At 59.8% G+C, this 17,571-nt stretch carries 14 protein-coding genes and 1 pseudogene; 7 read left to right on the top strand and 8 right to left on the bottom strand.

The window, feature by feature from the left end:
* Positions 1-381 precede the first annotated feature (381 nt).
* The 7 genes from ACYZUM_RS07025 (at position 382) to ACYZUM_RS07055 (ending at position 9,052) form a co-directional block, all read left to right on the top strand.
* A complete protein-coding gene (locus tag ACYZUM_RS07025; RefSeq protein ID WP_108182324.1) occupies positions 382-1,629 on the top strand; it encodes a TolC family protein in 1,248 nt (415 codons plus the stop codon).
* 49 nt (positions 1,630-1,678) lie between these two features.
* Positions 1,679-2,872 (top strand): efflux RND transporter periplasmic adaptor subunit, encoded by a 1,194-nt coding sequence (locus ACYZUM_RS07030; protein ID WP_108182325.1) that lies wholly within the window; start codon positions 1,679-1,681, stop codon positions 2,870-2,872.
* 15 nt (positions 2,873-2,887) lie between these two features.
* Entirely contained in the window at positions 2,888-6,037 is a 3,150-nt protein-coding gene (locus tag ACYZUM_RS07035; protein WP_108182326.1) for a CusA/CzcA family heavy metal efflux RND transporter, read from the top strand.
* Positions 6,038-6,294: 257 nt separating this feature from the next.
* Positions 6,295-6,498, top strand: a complete 204-nt coding sequence (locus ACYZUM_RS07040; protein ID WP_108182327.1) for a co-regulatory protein PtrA N-terminal domain-containing protein — start codon at positions 6,295-6,297, stop codon at positions 6,496-6,498.
* Between the two features lie 76 nt (positions 6,499-6,574).
* Positions 6,575-6,907 (top strand): DUF2790 domain-containing protein, encoded by a 333-nt coding sequence (locus ACYZUM_RS07045; RefSeq protein ID WP_041073199.1) that lies wholly within the window; start codon positions 6,575-6,577, stop codon positions 6,905-6,907.
* Between the two features lie 462 nt (positions 6,908-7,369).
* The gene (locus ACYZUM_RS07050; RefSeq protein ID WP_108182328.1) at positions 7,370-7,750 is read left to right on the top strand and encodes a DUF6124 family protein; all 381 of its coding nucleotides are present in this window, start codon (positions 7,370-7,372) and stop codon (positions 7,748-7,750) included.
* Positions 7,751-8,080: 330 nt separating this feature from the next.
* The gene (locus ACYZUM_RS07055) at positions 8,081-9,052 is read left to right on the top strand and encodes an IS110 family RNA-guided transposase (protein ID WP_108181669.1); all 972 of its coding nucleotides are present in this window, start codon (positions 8,081-8,083) and stop codon (positions 9,050-9,052) included.
* A gap of 130 nt (positions 9,053-9,182) precedes the next feature.
* Here ACYZUM_RS07055 and ACYZUM_RS07060 read toward each other — a convergent pair whose 3' ends face one another.
* The 8 genes and pseudogenes from ACYZUM_RS07060 to nuoI form a co-directional block, all read right to left on the bottom strand.
* Positions 9,183-10,508, bottom strand: a complete 1,326-nt coding sequence (locus ACYZUM_RS07060; RefSeq protein ID WP_108182329.1) for an OprD family porin — start codon at positions 10,506-10,508, stop codon at positions 9,183-9,185.
* A 425-nt stretch (positions 10,509-10,933) separates the two neighbouring features.
* Positions 10,934-11,029, bottom strand: a pseudogene (locus tag ACYZUM_RS07065) (transcriptional regulator); the annotation flags it as partial.
* 270 nt (positions 11,030-11,299) lie between these two features.
* Positions 11,300-12,763, bottom strand: coding sequence for an NADH-quinone oxidoreductase subunit NuoN (gene nuoN / locus ACYZUM_RS07070; RefSeq protein ID WP_095666947.1), 1,464 nt, complete (start codon positions 12,761-12,763; stop codon positions 11,300-11,302).
* Between the two features lie 7 nt (positions 12,764-12,770).
* Positions 12,771-14,303, bottom strand: a complete 1,533-nt coding sequence (nuoM, locus tag ACYZUM_RS07075; protein WP_027614661.1) for an NADH-quinone oxidoreductase subunit M — start codon at positions 14,301-14,303, stop codon at positions 12,771-12,773.
* A gap of 39 nt (positions 14,304-14,342) precedes the next feature.
* Complete coding sequence (gene nuoL / locus ACYZUM_RS07080; RefSeq protein WP_095666946.1) at positions 14,343-16,196, bottom strand: NADH-quinone oxidoreductase subunit L; 1,854 nt, start codon at positions 16,194-16,196, stop codon at positions 14,343-14,345.
* A complete protein-coding gene (gene nuoK, locus ACYZUM_RS07085; protein WP_003180046.1) occupies positions 16,193-16,501 on the bottom strand; it encodes an NADH-quinone oxidoreductase subunit NuoK in 309 nt (102 codons plus the stop codon). The genes nuoL and nuoK overlap by 4 nt, the downstream gene beginning before the upstream one ends.
* A 3-nt stretch (positions 16,502-16,504) precedes the next feature.
* Positions 16,505-17,005: an NADH-quinone oxidoreductase subunit J gene (gene nuoJ / locus ACYZUM_RS07090; protein ID WP_041073216.1), complete on the bottom strand. Its 501-nt coding sequence runs from the start codon at positions 17,003-17,005 to the stop codon at positions 16,505-16,507.
* Between the two features lie 9 nt (positions 17,006-17,014).
* The gene (nuoI, locus tag ACYZUM_RS07095) at positions 17,015-17,563 is read right to left on the bottom strand and encodes an NADH-quinone oxidoreductase subunit NuoI (RefSeq protein ID WP_003223795.1); all 549 of its coding nucleotides are present in this window, start codon (positions 17,561-17,563) and stop codon (positions 17,015-17,017) included.
* Between the last annotated feature and the right edge of the window lie 8 nt (positions 17,564-17,571).

Consider the following 17,571-nt stretch of genomic DNA (forward strand, 5'->3'; position numbering starts at 1 on the left):
TGTTTAATTAAGGCGGTCGGGAAAGTTGTTGTTTTTGTAGGGCCTTGCGCACGTTTCAATCACTTGATGCCAGGCACGGTAAAGGCTGAAGTGGCTACAGGGTCAACGAGCGGAGCCTTTAAAACGGCGTTGCGCGACACCCTGTCGCAGTTAAAAAAGCAAATTTCCGCGACTTCGATTTCGGCAAGTGCTGTTTGGCAGATAACCCGTGCGTATGTGTTTCGATGTATTACGACAACGCCTTTTGCACTTCGCATCCTAGAACAAAACAACTTTGCTGAACCGTGGATAACGGATTTGTAATGTTCCAGTCACCTTGTCGATAAGTTAAAAACTCTAACGTGGCGGCATCGAAAAATCCTGAATAAAGGAAGCCCTCCATTGCCCGGTTTAATTGAACTGACGGCGCGATCACGCCTGAACAAAACCGCCAGCGGCCTCTTGTTGCTGGCGTGCAGCAGCCTGACCAGCGCATCGGCCCTGACGCTGGATCAGGCGCTGCAAAGTGCCTTCGCCGGCAACCCCGACCTCGCCGCCGCGCAGTGGGAAATCGGCATCGCCGAGGGCGATCGCCAACAGGCTGGCCTGATTCCAAACCCCGAAGTGTCGTGGGAGGCCGAAGACACCCGGCGCAACTCGCGCACCACCACGCTGATGCTCAGTCAGCCGATTGAGCTGGGCGGTAAACGCGCAGCGCGGATCGATGTTGCCAGCCGCGCGCAGGACGCTGCCAGCATCGAGCTGGAGCGCAAGCGCAATGCCTTGCGCGCCGATGTGATTCAGGCGTTCAACAGTGCGCAAACCGCGCAGCAACGCTTGCAGCTGTCGCGTCAGTCACTGCAACTGGCCGAGCACGGTTTGCGCGTGGCCCAAGGGCGGATCGAGGCCGGTAAATCGTCGCCGGTCGAAGGCACCCGGGCACAGGTGCAGCTCTCGGAAGTGCGCCTGGAATTGAGCCGCGCCGAGCGCGATCAGAGCAACGCGTATCAACAGTTGGCGCAGGTCATGGGCGCGCCGTTGCCGACTTCGACCAACGTGCAAGCCGCCACGCAAAACCTCGCCACGCTGCCGCCGCCCGGCCGCTTGCTCGAGCGTCTGAACCAGACCGCCGAGCTGCGTCTGGCGAAACTGCAGATCGATCAACGCGAAGCCTCGTTGGGCCTGGAAAAGTCCCAGCGTATTCCTGATCTGACCGTGAGCATCGGCAGCCAGTACAGCGAAACCGAGCGCGAGCGGATCAACGTGGTCGGGCTGTCGATGCCGATTCCGCTGTTCAACCGCAATCAGGGCAACGTGCTCGCCGCCGCACGCCGTAGCGATCAGGCGCGGGATCTGCGCAACGCCACCGAGCTGCGTTTGCGCACTGAAGTTCAGACCAGCCTTGAGCAATGGCAGACCGCCAACGGCGAAGTCAACGCGTTCAATCAGACCATCCTGCCCGCCGCACAAAGTGCGGTGGACAGCGCCACCCGTGGTTTCGAAATGGGCAAGTTCGGCTTCCTCGACGTGCTCGACGCGCAGCGCACCCTGATTGCCGCGCGTGGCCAATACATCCAGGCCGTCAGCGAGGCGACCGACGCCCGCGTGCGCCTCGAACGGATCTTCGGCGACCTCAGCGTCAGCCCTTGAATTTCACTTTTCAGACAACTGCGCGATGGCACGGCGCAGAGGAGTTTCCATGGATAAAAAACTGATGGTGGTCGCGGTGGCGACCCTGGCGCTGGGCATTGGCCTCGGTTCGATGTGGCCGGCCAATTCAAATATCGACGCGCATGCCGATGAGGCCTCCGAACATGCCGATCACGCCGAGGAGGGCGCTGCAGCCGAAGGCGAACAGGCCGAAGAAGGCCACATCGAATTGAGCGCCGAGCAGATCGCCGCCGCGGGCATTCAACTGGCCGAGGCGCGGGCGCAAAGCATCAGTCTCGGCCTGTCGTTTCCCGGCGAAGTGCGCTTCGACGAAGACCGCACCGCGCACGTGGTGCCGCGCGTGCCGGGGGTGGTCGAGTCGGTGGCGGTCAACCTCGGGCAAGCGGTGAAGAAGGGCCAGTTGCTGGCGGTGATCGCCAGTCAGCAGATATCCGATCAGCGCAGTGAACAGGCTGCCGCGCAACGTCGCTTGGCATTGGCGCGCACCACCTACGAACGCGAGAAAAAGTTGTGGCAGGACAAGATCTCCGCCGAGCAGGATTTCCTCCAGGCGAAGCAAGCGTTGGAAGAAGCGGAAATCGCCATGAACAACGCCCGGCAGAAAATCAGCGTACTCAGCGGCAGCGTGGTCGCCACCGGCGGCAATCGCTACGAACTGCGCGCACCCTTCGATGGCGTGGTGGTGGAAAAACACCTGACGCCGGGCGAGGTGGTTGATGAAACCACCGCCGCGTTCACCCTGTCGGACTTGTCCCGCGTGTGGGTGACCTTCGGCGTTTCGCCCAAGGACCTGACCCAGGTGCAGGTGGGCAAACCGGTCACCGTCAGTGCGCCGGAATTGAAAGCCGAAGTGACTGGCAGTGTGGCTTATGTCGGCAGTCTGCTCGGCGAACAGACCCGCACCGCGACCGTGCGCGTGACCCTGGAAAACCCGCAAGGCTCGTGGCGACCGGGGCTGTTCGTCAGCGCACGGGTCGCCACTGACAGCCGCGAAGCGAAAGTGGCCGTGCCGGAAACCGCGATCCAGACCGTCGAGGACAAACCCACGGTTTTCGTGCGTACCGACGACGGCTTCAAGGCACAGGCGGTGGAACTGGGCAGCCGCGCCGCCGGCCACGTGGAAGTCACTCAAGGGCTGGAACCGGGCGTGCAAGTCGCCAGCGCCGGCAGCTTCGTCCTCAAGTCGGAGCTGGGCAAAGCCTCAGCCGAGCACAGTCATTAATTCTGGAAGGTCACCATGTTCGAACGCCTGATCCAGTTTGCCATCGAGCAGCGCATCATCGTGCTGCTCGCCGTTCTGCTCATGGCCGGCCTCGGCATCGCCAGTTATCAGAAACTGCCGATCGACGCCGTGCCCGACATCACCAACGTCCAGGTGCAGATCAACACCGGCGCCGCCGGCTTCTCGCCGCTGGAAACCGAGCAGCGCATCACTTTCCCGATTGAAACCGCGATGGCCGGTTTGCCGGCACTGGAGCAGACCCGTTCGCTGTCGCGCTCCGGGCTGTCGCAGGTCACGGTGATCTTCAAGGACGGCACCGACCTGTTCTTCGCCCGCCAACTGGTCAACGAGCGCCTGCAGATCGCCAGGGAGCAATTACCCGAAGGCGCGGAAGCGCTGATGGGCCCGATTTCCACTGGCCTCGGCGAGATTTTTCTGTGGACGGTGGAGGCGAAGGAAGGCGCGTTGAAGGACGACGGCACAGCGTACACGCCGACCGATCTGCGGGTGATTCAGGACTGGATCATCAAACCGCAATTGCGCAATGTGCCGGGTGTTGCCGAGATCAACACCATCGGTGGTTTTGCCAAGGAATACCAGATCGCGCCGGATCCGAAACGCCTCGCCGCGTACAAGCTCACGCTCACCGATCTGATCACCGCGCTGGAGCGCAACAACGCCAACGTCGGCGCCGGCTACATCGAGCGCAGCGGCGAGCAGTTGCTGATCCGCGCACCAGGGCAAGTGGCGAGCACCGAGGACATCGCCAACATCGTCATGGCCAATGTCGATGGCACGCCGATCCGGGTGAAGAACGTCGCCACCGTAGAAATCGGCCGTGAATTGCGCAGCGGTGCGGCCACCGAAAACGGTCGTGAAGTGGTGCTCGGCACGGTGTTCATGCTGATCGGCGAGAACAGCCGCACGGTCTCGCAAGCGGTCGCCAGCAAGCTCGAACAGATCAACAAATCCTTGCCCAAAGGCGTGATCGCGGTGCCGGTGTATGACCGCACGCACCTGGTCGACAAAGCCATCGCCACGGTGAAAAAAAACCTGATCGAAGGCGCGATTCTGGTGATCGCGATTCTGTTCCTGTTCCTCGGCAACATCCGCGCCGCGCTGATTACCGCGATGGTGATTCCGCTGTCGATGCTGTTCACCTTCACCGGCATGTTCAGCAACAAGGTCAGCGCCAACCTGATGAGCCTCGGCGCGCTGGACTTCGGCATCATCGTCGATGGCGCGGTGGTGATCGTCGAAAACACCCTGCGCCGGTTGGCGCATGCGCAGCAACATCACGGGCGTTTGTTGAGCCGTCCCGAGCGTTTCAAGGAAGTGTTCGCCGCCGCGAAAGAGGCGCGGCGCCCACTGATTTTCGGTCAGTTGATCATCATGGTGGTGTACCTGCCGATCTTCGCCCTGAGCGGCGTCGAAGGGAAAATGTTCCACCCAATGGCGCTCACCGTGGTCATCGCTTTGCTCGGTGCCATGCTGCTGTCGGTGACCTTCGTCCCGGCGGCGATTGCGCTGTTCGTCACCGGCAAGGTCAAGGAAGAAGAGGGCGCGGTCATGCGCGGCGCACGTCGGGTGTATGCGCCGGCGCTGGCCTGGGTCATGGCCCATCGCACGGTTGCGGTGGGCGCGGCGTTGGGCGTGATCGTGCTCAGCGGCGTGCTCACCAGCCGCATGGGCAGCGAGTTTGTACCGAGTCTCAGTGAAGGCGATTTCGCTCTGCAAGCACTGCGCGTGCCGGGTACCAGCCTGACGCAATCGGTGGACATGCAGCAGCGCCTGGAAACCTTGATCCTGGCCAAAGTGCCGGAGGTTGAACGGGTGTTCGCCCGCACCGGCACGGCGGAAATCGCTTCCGACCCGATGCCGCCGAACATCTCCGACAGCTACGTGATGCTCAAACCCAAGGAGCAATGGCCAGACCCGAACAAGTCCCGCGAAACCCTGATGGCCGAGTTGCAACAAGCCGCCGCGACGTTGCCGGGCAGCAACTATGAACTGTCGCAGCCGATCCAGTTGCGCTTCAACGAACTGATTTCCGGCGTGCGCAGCGATGTCGCAGTGAAGGTGTTCGGCGATGACATGGACGTGCTCAACGCCACGGCAGCGAAGATCGCGGCGGCGATGCAAAAGGTCAACGGCGCCTCTGAAGTGAAAGTCGAGCAGACCACCGGGTTGCCGGTGCTGACCATCAACATCGACCGCGACAAGGCGGCGCGTTACGGGCTCAACGTCGGTGATGTGCAGGACACCATCGCTGTGGCAGTGGGCGGGCGTCAGGCTGGGACCTTGTATGAGGGTGATCGGCGCTTCGACATGGTGGTGCGGTTGTCCGATGCGATGCGCAAGGACATCGACGGCTTGTCGGCGTTGCTGATTCCGGTGCCGGCGCTGAGCGGTGCGGCGAATCAGATCGGGTTTATCGCGCTGAAGGACGTCGCCAGCCTCGATCTGGTACTCGGGCCGAACCAGGTCAGCCGCGAAAACGGCAAGCGTCTGGTGATCGTCAGCGCCAACGTGCGCGGGCGCGATATCGGCTCGTTCGTCAGCGAAGCGAGTGCGGTGATCGAGCGCGAGGTGCAGGTCCCGGCCGGTTACTGGACCCGTTGGGGCGGGCAGTTCGAGCAACTGCAATCGGCGGCCAAGCGCTTGCAGATTGTGGTGCCGGTGGCGTTGCTGCTGGTGTTCGGGCTGTTGTTCATGATGTTCAACAATCTGAAGGACGGCTTGCTGGTGTTTACCGGGATTCCGTTTGCGTTGACCGGTGGGGTCATGGCGTTGTGGCTGCGGGATATTCCGTTGTCGATTTCGGCAGGCGTCGGGTTTATTGCGCTGTCCGGAGTGGCAGTGCTCAACGGGTTGGTGATGATTGCGTTCATTCGCAATTTGCGTGAGGAAGGGCGGTCGCTGGCCGAGGCGATCAATGTCGGTGCGCTCACGCGGTTGCGGCCGGTATTGATGACGGCGCTGGTGGCGTCGTTGGGTTTCATTCCGATGGCGCTGGCAACCGGCACCGGCGCTGAAGTGCAGCGGCCGCTGGCGACGGTGGTGATTGGCGGGATTCTGTCCTCGACCATTCTCACGCTGCTGATATTGCCGGCGCTGTACCAGATCGCCCATCGCCGGGATGAGGACGTAGTGCCCATCCGGTAGAACAGCACTACCTTTGTGGCGAGGGGATTTATCCCCGATGGGGCTGCGCAGCAAGCCCGCTTTTTTGGATAAAGAGCGGGGCCGCTGCGCGGCCCATCGGGGATAAATCCCCTCGCCACAAGGTATTTCTCAGGCCTGAGATTTTCTGTGTGGCTGCCGTACTTGCCACATTACGAATCTGTAATTCCCCCGCCACCGTCACGAAAGGTACGCCTTGTTACCTTGATCCCGTCAGTTACTTAAACGAGGAATCAACAATGAAAATCGTACAAATGGGTGCTTTTGTGGTGGCGTTGGCGATGTCTTCCCTGGTCATGGCTGAAGGTGGCGGCGACCGCACGTTCGATCGGATGATGACCAACAATGATCGTTCCATGGAGCTGTTTGTGGCCAAGGAAAAAGCCGCCGGCAACCCGGTGGTGGTCAATGAAAAAGCCGTCGACAACAGCAAGAGCCTGTAAGCGACAGCACTTGATCAAGCCCGTCATCGCGCATCGATGCTGGGCTTTTTTATGCCTGGATGGGAAGGAAATGGATATGAAAATACGCAAGTTGATCGCGTTCGCCAGTGTCATGGCGATGTCTTCTCTGGTCATGGCCGAAGGCGGCGGTGACCGCACTTTCGAGCGTGCCTTCAGCGCCAACGCCAAAGCCATGGAGCAATATGCCGCCGAGCAGGGCAAAGCGCCGCCGGTGGTCAAGGAATACGAATACGGGATGAAGCTGGACGTGGTGAAAATCGTCAGCGTGGTGAAGCCGCAGCCGGCTTGCTCGGTGGTCCCGACAGCCATGACCTACGAGGACTCGCAAGGGCAGCTCAATACGCTCAAGTACAGCGTGGCGGGTGTGTGCCGCAACAGTGGTGGCTAATTAATCCCTATCCCTGTAGGAGCTGCCGAAGGCTGCGATCTTTTGATCTTGATCTTAAAATCAAAGTCAAAAGATCGCAGCCTTCGGCAGCTCCTGCACGGGGCACATTTTCAGTATCACGATCGGTATTTCAATTCGGGATGTTTAAGGTTGTGTGGGCAAAGCAGAACCTTCCCACAATGTTTTCAGGTTGTCCCTCGGACGTCCGCTCTCTAGCCTGTATGGGTCGCTGCCAAATCAGCGATCGGGATTGGAACCCCGGAGAACGTGTCAGCGCCAAAGCGTCTTTCATGACGTATGCTTGCCCATCTTCATGGTGTGCAGTCTGTAATGGCGGCTGTGCGTGGGAGACTTTCGAGTCTGCCGGGTTTCTCCGTTCCCCGGGTTCCAACCTGCGTACAGCTGCCACCCCATCGCGTGGAACCGATCGGGTCAGCTCCAACGTTTTGAAGGAGAAAAACCATGAAAAAGCCAACACCGAATCCGCCCGAAACAGACACGCCTGCAGACCCCGATCCAACATCCCCCTACGCCGCCATCGACACCCACAAACTCCACGAAGCCGCCGACCGCGCCCTCGACTACTACCTCAAGCCCGCACCGCCCATCATGGCCACACCTTACACCGCCAACGCGCTGTTCCTGGTCAACCCCAACGCCGACACCGAATCCCTGCTGGCCAACGCTTGCGAATCCCTGGCCTCGGCCACGGTGATGCTCGGTGACTTCGCCGCGCTGCTGGAGGGCACGCATCGCAAGACGCTGCTCGGCATCACGCAGGTGGTCATGCTTGGCGAATTGGCGGTGAACAAAGCGCTGGATAACGTCGAACCCAGCGCCTGACCAATGTCTTCTGTAGGCGCTGCCGAAGGCTGCGATCTTTTGATCTTGATCTTAAAAAACAAAATCAAGGGATCGCAGCCTGCGGCAGCTCCTTGTATCTCGACTATCGCTCCGTCAGGAGCGATAGTTCTCGACTGATCATCGAGGGAGGGACTTGGAAGCCGTGCAGCTCCTTAGGCTTTTTGCCTGTGATGTAGATCGTGCTCCAGCCCTCCACACTCACTCATATAGTTCGAACGGTATCTTGGGCCCGTCTCTGGCGAGAGCTCGCATTCGCAAGGTTGGACAGAGTGCAGTGATGATCGAAAACAGATCAATGGAGAGACACTCATGTCCAGTTTCGTCGGTGTCGATATCGCTAAAAACACCTTTGATATCGCCACGCACTTGCCAAACGGTAAGCACAAAACCAAGGCCAAGCTGCCTAATGACGCGAAGGGTTTCAAAGAGTTTGAAGCTTGGTTGAACAAGCAGGTCGAGCCCACAGCCTCGATCGTGATGGAAGCCACCAGCGTCTATCACCTGGAACTTGCCGAGTTCGTCTACAACAAGGGTTACCGGGTCTGTGTCGTCAATCCGGCCACGACCCATGCTTACGCCGATAGCGAATTGCGCCGGATCAAAACCGATAAAAGCGACGCCAAACTGCTCGCTGATTTTGCTCGGGAAAAGGCTGAAAAGCTTCAGCTTTGGGCTCCGGAGCCACTGAAATACCGCCAACTGAAGGCGATGGTGCGTCGATTGGATGATCTTCAGGAAATGGAGCAGATGGAGCTCAATCGTCTGGATGTGTCCGACGAAAAGGTCAAAGACTCGATCAACTCCGTTCTGCGCCACATCGAAAAAGAGATCGCTGAAACGCACAAAGCGATCAAGAAACACATCGATGATGATCCGGACATGCGCCAGATGCGCGACTTGATCGTGACCATCGACGGTATCGGGCAGAAAACCCTTGAGCGGCTGCTGGCCGAGCTGGGCGACCTGCGCAAATACGACGACCCTCGCAAACTGGTCGCTGCTGCAGGGTTGAACCCTAAGCTGCAGGAGTCAGGAAAACTCAAAGGCAGAACAATTATTTCGAGGGTCGGCTCGGCTCGCGTTCGGGCGGGTCTGTACATGCCAGGCCTGGTAGCGCTGAGGCACAACGAGGCGATCATCGCCATGAAGGAACGCTTGAAGGCCAATGGCAAAGCCCCCAAACAGATCATCTGTGCAGCCATGCGCAAGTTGTTGCACTTCGTCTACGGAGTGCTCAAATCGGGCCAACCATTTGACCCGAAATTGGCACTTGCCCGGTGAGGGGCAAGACGGTATCTACAGGAGTGTGTTTCGGACGGGATAAAAAAGGCGCCCCGAAGGGCGCCAAAAAATTCACCTCTGACCAAAGGAGCAAGGAGCTTCTAAAGGTGAATGGTGTTGCTCGGGAAACTCAGAGAATCGCCAGCGGGTATTCGACGATCACGCGCACTTCATCCAGGTCCGACTCGAATGCCGTGGCGCGAGTGGTGGCCTGGCGCAGACGCAGCGACAGGTCTTTCATCGAACCGCTCTGCACCACGTATTTGACTTCCACATCACGCTCCCAGCGTTTCTGGTCGGTCAGCGGATTGCCCTCGGCATCGCGGCGCATGTACACGGCGTTGGCGTTGGAATAGTCGGCGTCGGTGCCGCGTGCGTAACGGGTCATGAACGACAGACCGGGTACGCCGTAAGCGGTCATGTCGAGGTCATAGCGCACCATCCACGAACGTTCTTTCGGCGAGTTGAAGTCGCTGTACTGGATCGAGTTGTCGAGAAAGATCGAGTCGGACTGGCGCAGGTAATCGAAGTCGTCGTTGCCGTTGTTGCGCTGGTGGGAGAGGGCAACGGAGTGCGCACCGAGTTTCACCCCGACGCGGCCGCTCCAGATGTTGTTGTCGAACTCGCCGAGCAGTTGCTTGCCTTCGTCGACCGCCTTGTAATAGTTCAGGCCGCCGAACAGCGACAGGTCGTCCGCCAGCGGATAGGTCCAAGCGGTGCCGGCGTAATACTGATTCCAGGCATCCTTGAGGCGACTGGAGTACAGGCTGAAACTGAGGTTCTTGTTCAGCACGTAGTCGCCCCCGCCATAAGCGATCCACGGCGAATTGACCGGGCCGGCGTAGAACGTGGCGAAATTTTCGCGCATGTCGCTGGACACCGGTTGGCTCATCGCATGCAAACGACCGCCCTGAATCGACAGACCGTCGATACTGGTGTTGGTCGCCGTCACACCGCGAAAGCTTTCCGGCAGCAGGCGCGAATCACCTGCGGCTACCACCGGGTTGGCCGGGAACACATCACCGACCTTGACCAGGGTATCGAAGGCCCGCACTTTGGCGGCGCCACCGACCTTGGTGTACTCATCCCGCGCCTGGCCGTCACGGTTGACCGGCAACACATCGAACGAACTGCGCCCGCCGTTGCGGCCATCACCGGTGTCGAGTTTCAAACCGATCATGGCAAACGCATCCACCCCGACCCCGACGGTCCCTTGGGTGAAACCGGATTCGAACTTGCTGATCACGGCATGCGACCAGGCTTCGGAATAACCGTTGCCGGTCGGGCTGGACTGGCCGTTGCGATGATCACGATTGAAGTAGAAGTTGCGGTTGAGCACGGTCAGGCTGCTGCCTTCGACAAAACCCTCGGGCTTGTCTTCTGCAAACACCATGGACGGCCCGGCGCCGACTACCACCGCTAAAGCGGCCATCGACATTTTTGTATTGTTAACCATCAAACACTCCTTGGGTTCGGCAGAACGGGAACGTGCGTCGGCGTGGTTTTATTGTTCGGCGGGGCAGGGCCCGCCGGCATTGGTCGCCGGGTCACATCGTTGCAGGCTGCGGATAACGCCAAGGTGATGGGGGAATTACAATTTCGTCATGTGGTTATATGGATTGAGTGAACGCCACATAAACCTGTGGGAGCGAGCCTGCTCGCGAAAGCGGAGTGTCAGGCACTGAAGATGGGGATGTGCCGACGCCTTCGTCGGAACGCCGCCCGGATCAGGCTCGCTCCCACAGTGGGTTGAGTGAGTCTGATAGATCACATGAGAGCAGATGTAGCTTTTTATCGTTCGAAGGTATCCAGCAAACCGTGTGATAGAGAGGCATCAGTTTCGGCGGGAAGTATGAGTTTGCCCTTCGTGTCGCCGATCCGTTTTACACGCGTCTTCTTCAAGGTAATTTTGCCTTGGCGTTCTTCGGCTATCGCATCAAGGCCATCCATCAACTCTGAAAAAATATCCCGCTTCATGGTTCGTGGATCTCCACTTGATAGGTGATCCTCAAATTTAACCGCAACTACCTTCTGCAGAATGTCAGCCATTGCTCACCACTTTGCAGGCAAATTCCTAGAAAGGGGAGAGTGTTATAAGTCAAAAGATCGCAGCCTTCGGCAGCTCCTACAGACCGCATACCATCCCAATGTAGGAGCTGCCGAAGGCTGCGATCTTTTGATGTTGATTCCCGCAAAAACAAAAACGGCACCCGAAGGTGCCGTTTCCGTTTCCAGCCAGCCGAGCAATCAGCCTGCCAGACCCGCCTGCTGAACCAGCGTCAGCAATGGCTGCGGGTACACACCGAGGAAGAACGCAACCACGGCGATAGCCAGCAGCATTACACCGCCTGCTTTCTGTTCCCAGTGCAGCTGGGCGTCGTGGCGGCGCAGGTTCGGTTCGATCAGGTACAGGGTGACCATCACACGCAGGTAGTAGAACACGCCGATGGCGCTGCCCAGTACCAGGGAACCGACCAGCCACCATTGGTGCGACTCGACACCGGTGGCGATGATGTAGAACTTGCCGATGAAGCCGGCAGTCAGCGGGATACCGGCCAGGGACAGCATCATCACGGTCAGTACAGCGGTCAGGTACGGACGGCGCCAGAACAGGCCGCGGTACTCGTACAGCGCATCGGCGTCGCGACCGTTGTACGGCGAGGACATCAAGGTGATCACGCCGAACGCGCCGAGGCTGGTGATCACATAAGTCACCAGATACACGCCGATGGCTTCCACCGCCAGACCCTTGCTCGCCACCAGCGCGATCAGCAGGTAGCCGAAATGTGCGATGGACGAGTAACCGAGCAGACGCTTGAGGTTGCTTTGGGTCAGGGCCAGCAGGTTACCGAACAGGATCGAGGCGATGGCGATGACGGTCAGTACGTCGCTCAGCACGCCACTGCTCGCGGCAGGGGAGATCTGGAACAGACGCACCATCACCGCGAACACGGCAACCTTCGACGCCGTGGCGAGGAACGCGGCCACCGGCGCCGGAGCACCTTCGTACACGTCCGGCGTCCACAGGTGGAACGGTACCAGCGACAGCTTGAACGCCAGACCGATCAGCATCATGCCCAGACCCAACTGAGCCAGCGAGCTCGGCAGGTTGGTGGTAGCCAGTGCCTGACCGATACCGTTGAAGCTCAGGGTGCCGGCATCAGCGTAGAGCAGGGCCATACCGAACAGCAGGAACGCGGAACCGGCGGCCGACAGCACCATGTACTTGATGCCGGCTTCCAGCGAACGCTTGTTGAAGAAGGCGTAAGCCACCAGACCGTAGACCGGTACCGACAGCAGTTCCAGACCGATGAACAAACCGGCCAGGTGCTGCGCGCTGACCAGAACCAGACCACCGGCGGCGGCCATCAGGATCAGCAGGTACAGTTCTTCACGGTTGCCCGGGTAACCCGAGCCGCCATCGCCGAGGTAGGCATGGGCGAGGGTTACACAGGCGAGGGTGGCGACCAGGATCAGCGCCATGTACAGACAGGCGAAGGTGTCGACTTGCAGCAATGGCGTCACGGCCAGAGGCGCGACTTTCAGGGCTGGCAGGATCGACAGCAAGGCCAGATTCAGACCGGCGACCGAAATCAGGAAGGTCTGCGAGTGGTTGCGGCGCCAGGCGATTGCCAGCATCACCACGATAATGGTGAGGCTGGTGATCAACAGTGGCGCAAGCGCAATAAAGTGTTGAATCGTGAATTCCATAGCGCTCTTACCGGGCCGAAGCGAGTTGAGTGAAGGCGGTGCCGAGCCACTGCTGCACGCCATGCATCGTGGCGGCGGAAGTGTCGAGGAACGGTTGCGGGTAGACGCCGAGGTAAATCAGCAGCGCCGCAAGGCCCAGCACCATGGTCAGTTCGCGACCGTCCATGCCGTGCAGGATCGAATCCGATTTCGACGGACCGAAGTAGGCACGGTGGATCATGATCAGCGAGTAGACCGAGCCGAACACCAGACCGGAGGTGGCAATCGCGGTGATCCATGGCGCACTGGCGAACGTACCGATCAGGATCAGGAACTCGCCGACGAAGTTACCGGTACCCGGCAGACCCAGAGAGGCGGCGGCAAAGAACAGGCTGATCGCCGGCAGATAAGCGATACGCGACCACAGACCGCCCATCTCACGCATGTCACGGGTGTGCAGACGCTCGTACAGCTGACCGCTGAGGATAAACAGTGCTGCCGCCGACAGACCGTGCGCCAGCATCTGGATCACTGCGCCTTGCAGCGCCAGTTGGCTGCCGGAGTAGATGCCGATCAACACGAAGCCCATGTGGGAAACGGAAGAGAAGGCGATCAGACGCTTGATGTCGGTTTGCGCGAACGCGAGGAACGCACCGTAGAAGATCCCGATCAGACCGAGGGTCATGGCGATCGGCGCGAACTCGGCCGAGGCATTCGGGAACAGCGGCAGGGCAAAACGCAGCAGGCCGTAGGCCGCGGTTTTCAGCAGGATACCGGCGAGGTCGACGGAACCGGCAGTCGGCGCCTGGGCATGCGCATCAGGCAACCACGAGTGAAACGGTACGACTGGCAGCTTGACCGCGAAGGCGATGAAGAAGCCGAGCATCAGGATGTACTCGGTGGTCATCGACATCTTGGTCTTCAACAGGTCGGCGTAGTTGAAGGTAATCACGCCGGTGTTGTTGAAGTTGACCAGCACCAGACCGAGGATCGCCACCAGCATGATCAGGCCGGAAGCCTGAGTGAAGATGAAGAACTTGGTCGCCGCGTAGATCCGGGTTTTCTTGCCATCCGAAGAACTGTGACCCCAGAGCGCGATGAGGAAGTACATCGGCACCAGCATCATTTCCCAGAAGAAGAAGAACATGAACAGGTCGAGGGCGAGGAACACGCCGACAACGCCGCCCAGGATCCACATCAGGTTCAGGTGGAAGAAGCCAACGTGACGTTGAATCTCTTTCCACGAGCAGAGTACCGAGAGGATACCCAGCAGGCCGGTCAGCAGGATCATCAACAGCGACAGACCGTCGAGGGCCAGGTGCACGTTGATGCCGAAGCGCTGGATCCAGACGTGCTTGAACTCGAGCGCCCAGGTCGGATCGGCGCCAGGCGCCGGTGCAAATGAGTAGTCACCGTGGGCCCACAGCCAGAGGCCGAGGGCGAGTTCCAGGGTCATGGTCAACAGCGCAATCCAGCGGGGGAGGGTAGCGCCGAAGCGCTCACCCATCCAGCACAGCAGGCCGCCGATGAAGGGGATCAGGATTAGCCAAGGCAGAATCATGACGGGCTCGTTTCCTTTCGCAAATTCGCAAGGTTCATATCAGACCGCTACCAGCACGATGGCGCCGATCACCAGCACGGCACCAGCAGCCATCGAGGCGGCATACCAACGCAGTTGACCGGTCTCGGTGCGGCTCAGGGCGGTGTGACCGCCTTTGGCCATACGCGGGATCAGACCGATGGTCTGGTCGAGCGGGTCTCTGCGCAGTACATGGCTGATCGCAAGGTACGGCTTGACGAACAGTTTGTCGTAGATCCAGTCGAAGCCCCAGGCAGCGAACCACCAGGCCGAAAGGAAACGGCCGATGCCGCTGTTGGCGATCGCGGTCACGAAGCGACGCTTGCCGAGGAACAGCAGGGCCGCCAGCAGGATACCGGCCAGAGCGATGGCGCCCGAGGCGATTTCCAGACTGTGCTTGGCTTCGCCACCGGCATGGCCGACGCTTTCCGGCAGTACGCCGTGCAGCGGCGGTACGATCATCGCGCCGACGAACGTCGACAGTACGATCAGCACCGACAGTGGCAGCCAGTGAGCGATGCCGTGACCGGCGTGGGCTTCGGTCTTGGCTTCACCGTGGAACGTGATGAAGATCAGGCGGAAGGTGTACAGCGACGTCATGAACGCGCCGACCAGACCTGCGTAGAGCAGACCGTGGTTGCCGCTGGCGAACGCTTCCCAAAGGATTTCGTCCTTGGAGTAGAAGCCTGCGGTGACCAGCGGCAGGGCGGCCAGTGCAGCACCACCGACGATGAAGCTGGCGTAGGCCAGTGGCAGTTTTTTCCACAGACCGCCCATCTTGAAGATGTTCTGCTCGTGGTGGCAGGCAACGATCACCGCACCGGAAGCAAGGAACAGCAGGGCCTTGAAGAAGGCGTGGGTCATCAGGTGGAAAATCGCGCCATCCCAGGCACCCACGCCCAGCGCCAGGAACATGTAGCCGATCTGGCTCATGGTCGAGTAGGCGAGGATACGTTTGATGTCGGTCTGTACCAGGGCGGCGAAACCTGCCAGCACCAGGGTCACACCACCGACGATGCCGACCAGGTGCAGGATTTCCGGCGCCAGGGTGAACAGGCCGTGGGTACGGGCGATCAGGTAGACACCCGCCGTCACCATGGTCGCAGCGTGGATCAGTGCCGACACCGGGGTCGGACCGGCCATCGCGTCCGCGAGCCAGGTTTGCAGTGGCAGTTGCGCCGATTTACCGACCGCACCACCCAGCAGCATCAGGGTCGCCAGGGTGATCCAGAAGTCGCCGGCCTGGAATTTCTGCGGTGCCAGCACCAGCAGTTCCTGGATGTTCAGCGTGCCCACTTGCTGGAACAGGATGAACAGGCCGATGGCCATGAACACGTCGCCGATCCGGGTCACGATGAAGGCCTTGAGTGCGGCGTTACCGTTGTTGCGGTTGCTGTAGTAGAAACCGATCAACAGGTATGAGCACAGGCCCACGCCTTCCCAGCCGAAGTACAGGAACAACAGGTTATCGCCGAGCACCAGGAACAGCATGCTGGCGATAAACAGGTTGGTGTACGAGAAGAAGCGCGAGTAACCCGCTTCGCCGCGCATGTACCAGGACGCGAACAGGTGGATCAGGAAACCCACGCCCACCACCACGCCGAGCATGGTGATCGACAGGCCGTCGATGTAGAGGGCGAAGTCAGGCTTGAAACCTTCGACCGCCATCCACTTCCACAGCACCAGCGTGTAGTGACCGCCCTCGGGAGGCGCGACGTTGAATTGCCAGATGACGTAGGCGGCGACAATCGCCGACAAGCCAATGGAACCCACGCCGATCAGCGCCGAGAGGTTTTCCGACCAGCGTCCACGGGAGAACGACAGCAGCAGGAAACCGATCAGAGGGAATACAAAAGTCAGAAAGATTAGGTTCATCCGCGCATCTCACTGGCAGCGTCGATATCGAGCGTGTGGAAGCGGCGATACAGTTGCAGCAGGATCGCCAGGCCAATACTGGCTTCGGCGGCTGCCAGGCTGATCACCAGAATGAACATGATCTGTCCATCCGGTTGCGCCCAGCGGGCGCCGGCAACGATGAAAGCCAGGGCAGAGGCGTTCATCATCACTTCCAGACTCATCAACACGAACAAAATGTTGCGGCGGACCATCAGGCCGACCAGACCAAGGCAGAACAGGATGCCGGCAACGGCCAATCCATGCTCGAGAGGGATAGCAGGCATGTCTTACTCCTTCGCCTCGTTACGGCCCAAATGGAACGCCGTGACGGCTGCGGCGAGCAGCAGCATCGAGGCGAGTTCGACCACCAGCAGATACGGACCGAACAGGCTGACGCCCACGGCTTTCGCATCGACGGTGGTGTGGCCGATGGCCTGACCGCTCTGGTGAGCGAACAGCACATACAGCAGTTCGGCCAGCAGCAGGGCGGCGAGAATCACCGGGCCTGCCCAGATGCCGGGTTTGAGCCAGCTGCGTTCCTGCTGAACCGAGGCGGGACCCAGGTTCAGCATCATCACCACGAACACGAACAGCACCATGATGGCGCCGGCGTAGGCGATCACTTCCAGCACGCCGGCGAACGGTGCGCCGAGTGCGAAGAAGGTCATGGCCACGGCGATCAACGAGATGATCAGGTAGAGCAGGGCGTGCACAGGGTTGGTGTTGGTGACCACACGTAGCGTGGACACAACCGCGATACCCGATGCGAAATAGAAAGCGAATTCCATCGTTCTTCCTTAAGGCAGCAAGCTCTTCACGTTGATCGGTTCGGCTTCGTTCTGCGCGGAGCCTTTTGGCTTGCCAGCGATTGCCATACCTGCAACACGATAGAAGTTGTAATCAGGGTTTTTGCCGGGGCCGGAGATCAAAAGATCTTCTTTCTCGTACACCAGGTCCTGACGTTTGAACTCGGCCATCTCGAAATCCGGGGTCAGCTGGATCGCGGTGGTCGGACAGGCTTCCTCGCAGAGACCGCAGAAAATGCAGCGCGAGAAGTTGATACGGAAGAAGTCCGGGTACCAGCGACCGTCTTCGGTTTCAGCTTTCTGCAGCGAGATGCAACCTACCGGGCAAGCCACGGCGCACAGGTTGCAGGCTACGCAACGTTCTTCGCCATCGGGGTCACGGGTCAGGACGATGCGACCACGGTAGCGTGGTGGCAGGTAGACCGGCTCTTCCGGGTATTGCAGGGTGTCGCGCTTGCGAAAGCCATGGCCGAAGACCATGACCAGGCTGCGCAACTGGGTACCGGTACCCTTAACGATGTCGCCAATATATTTGAACATGGGTCAAA

It is taken from the genome of Pseudomonas sp. m6p, from assembly GCF_055760375.1.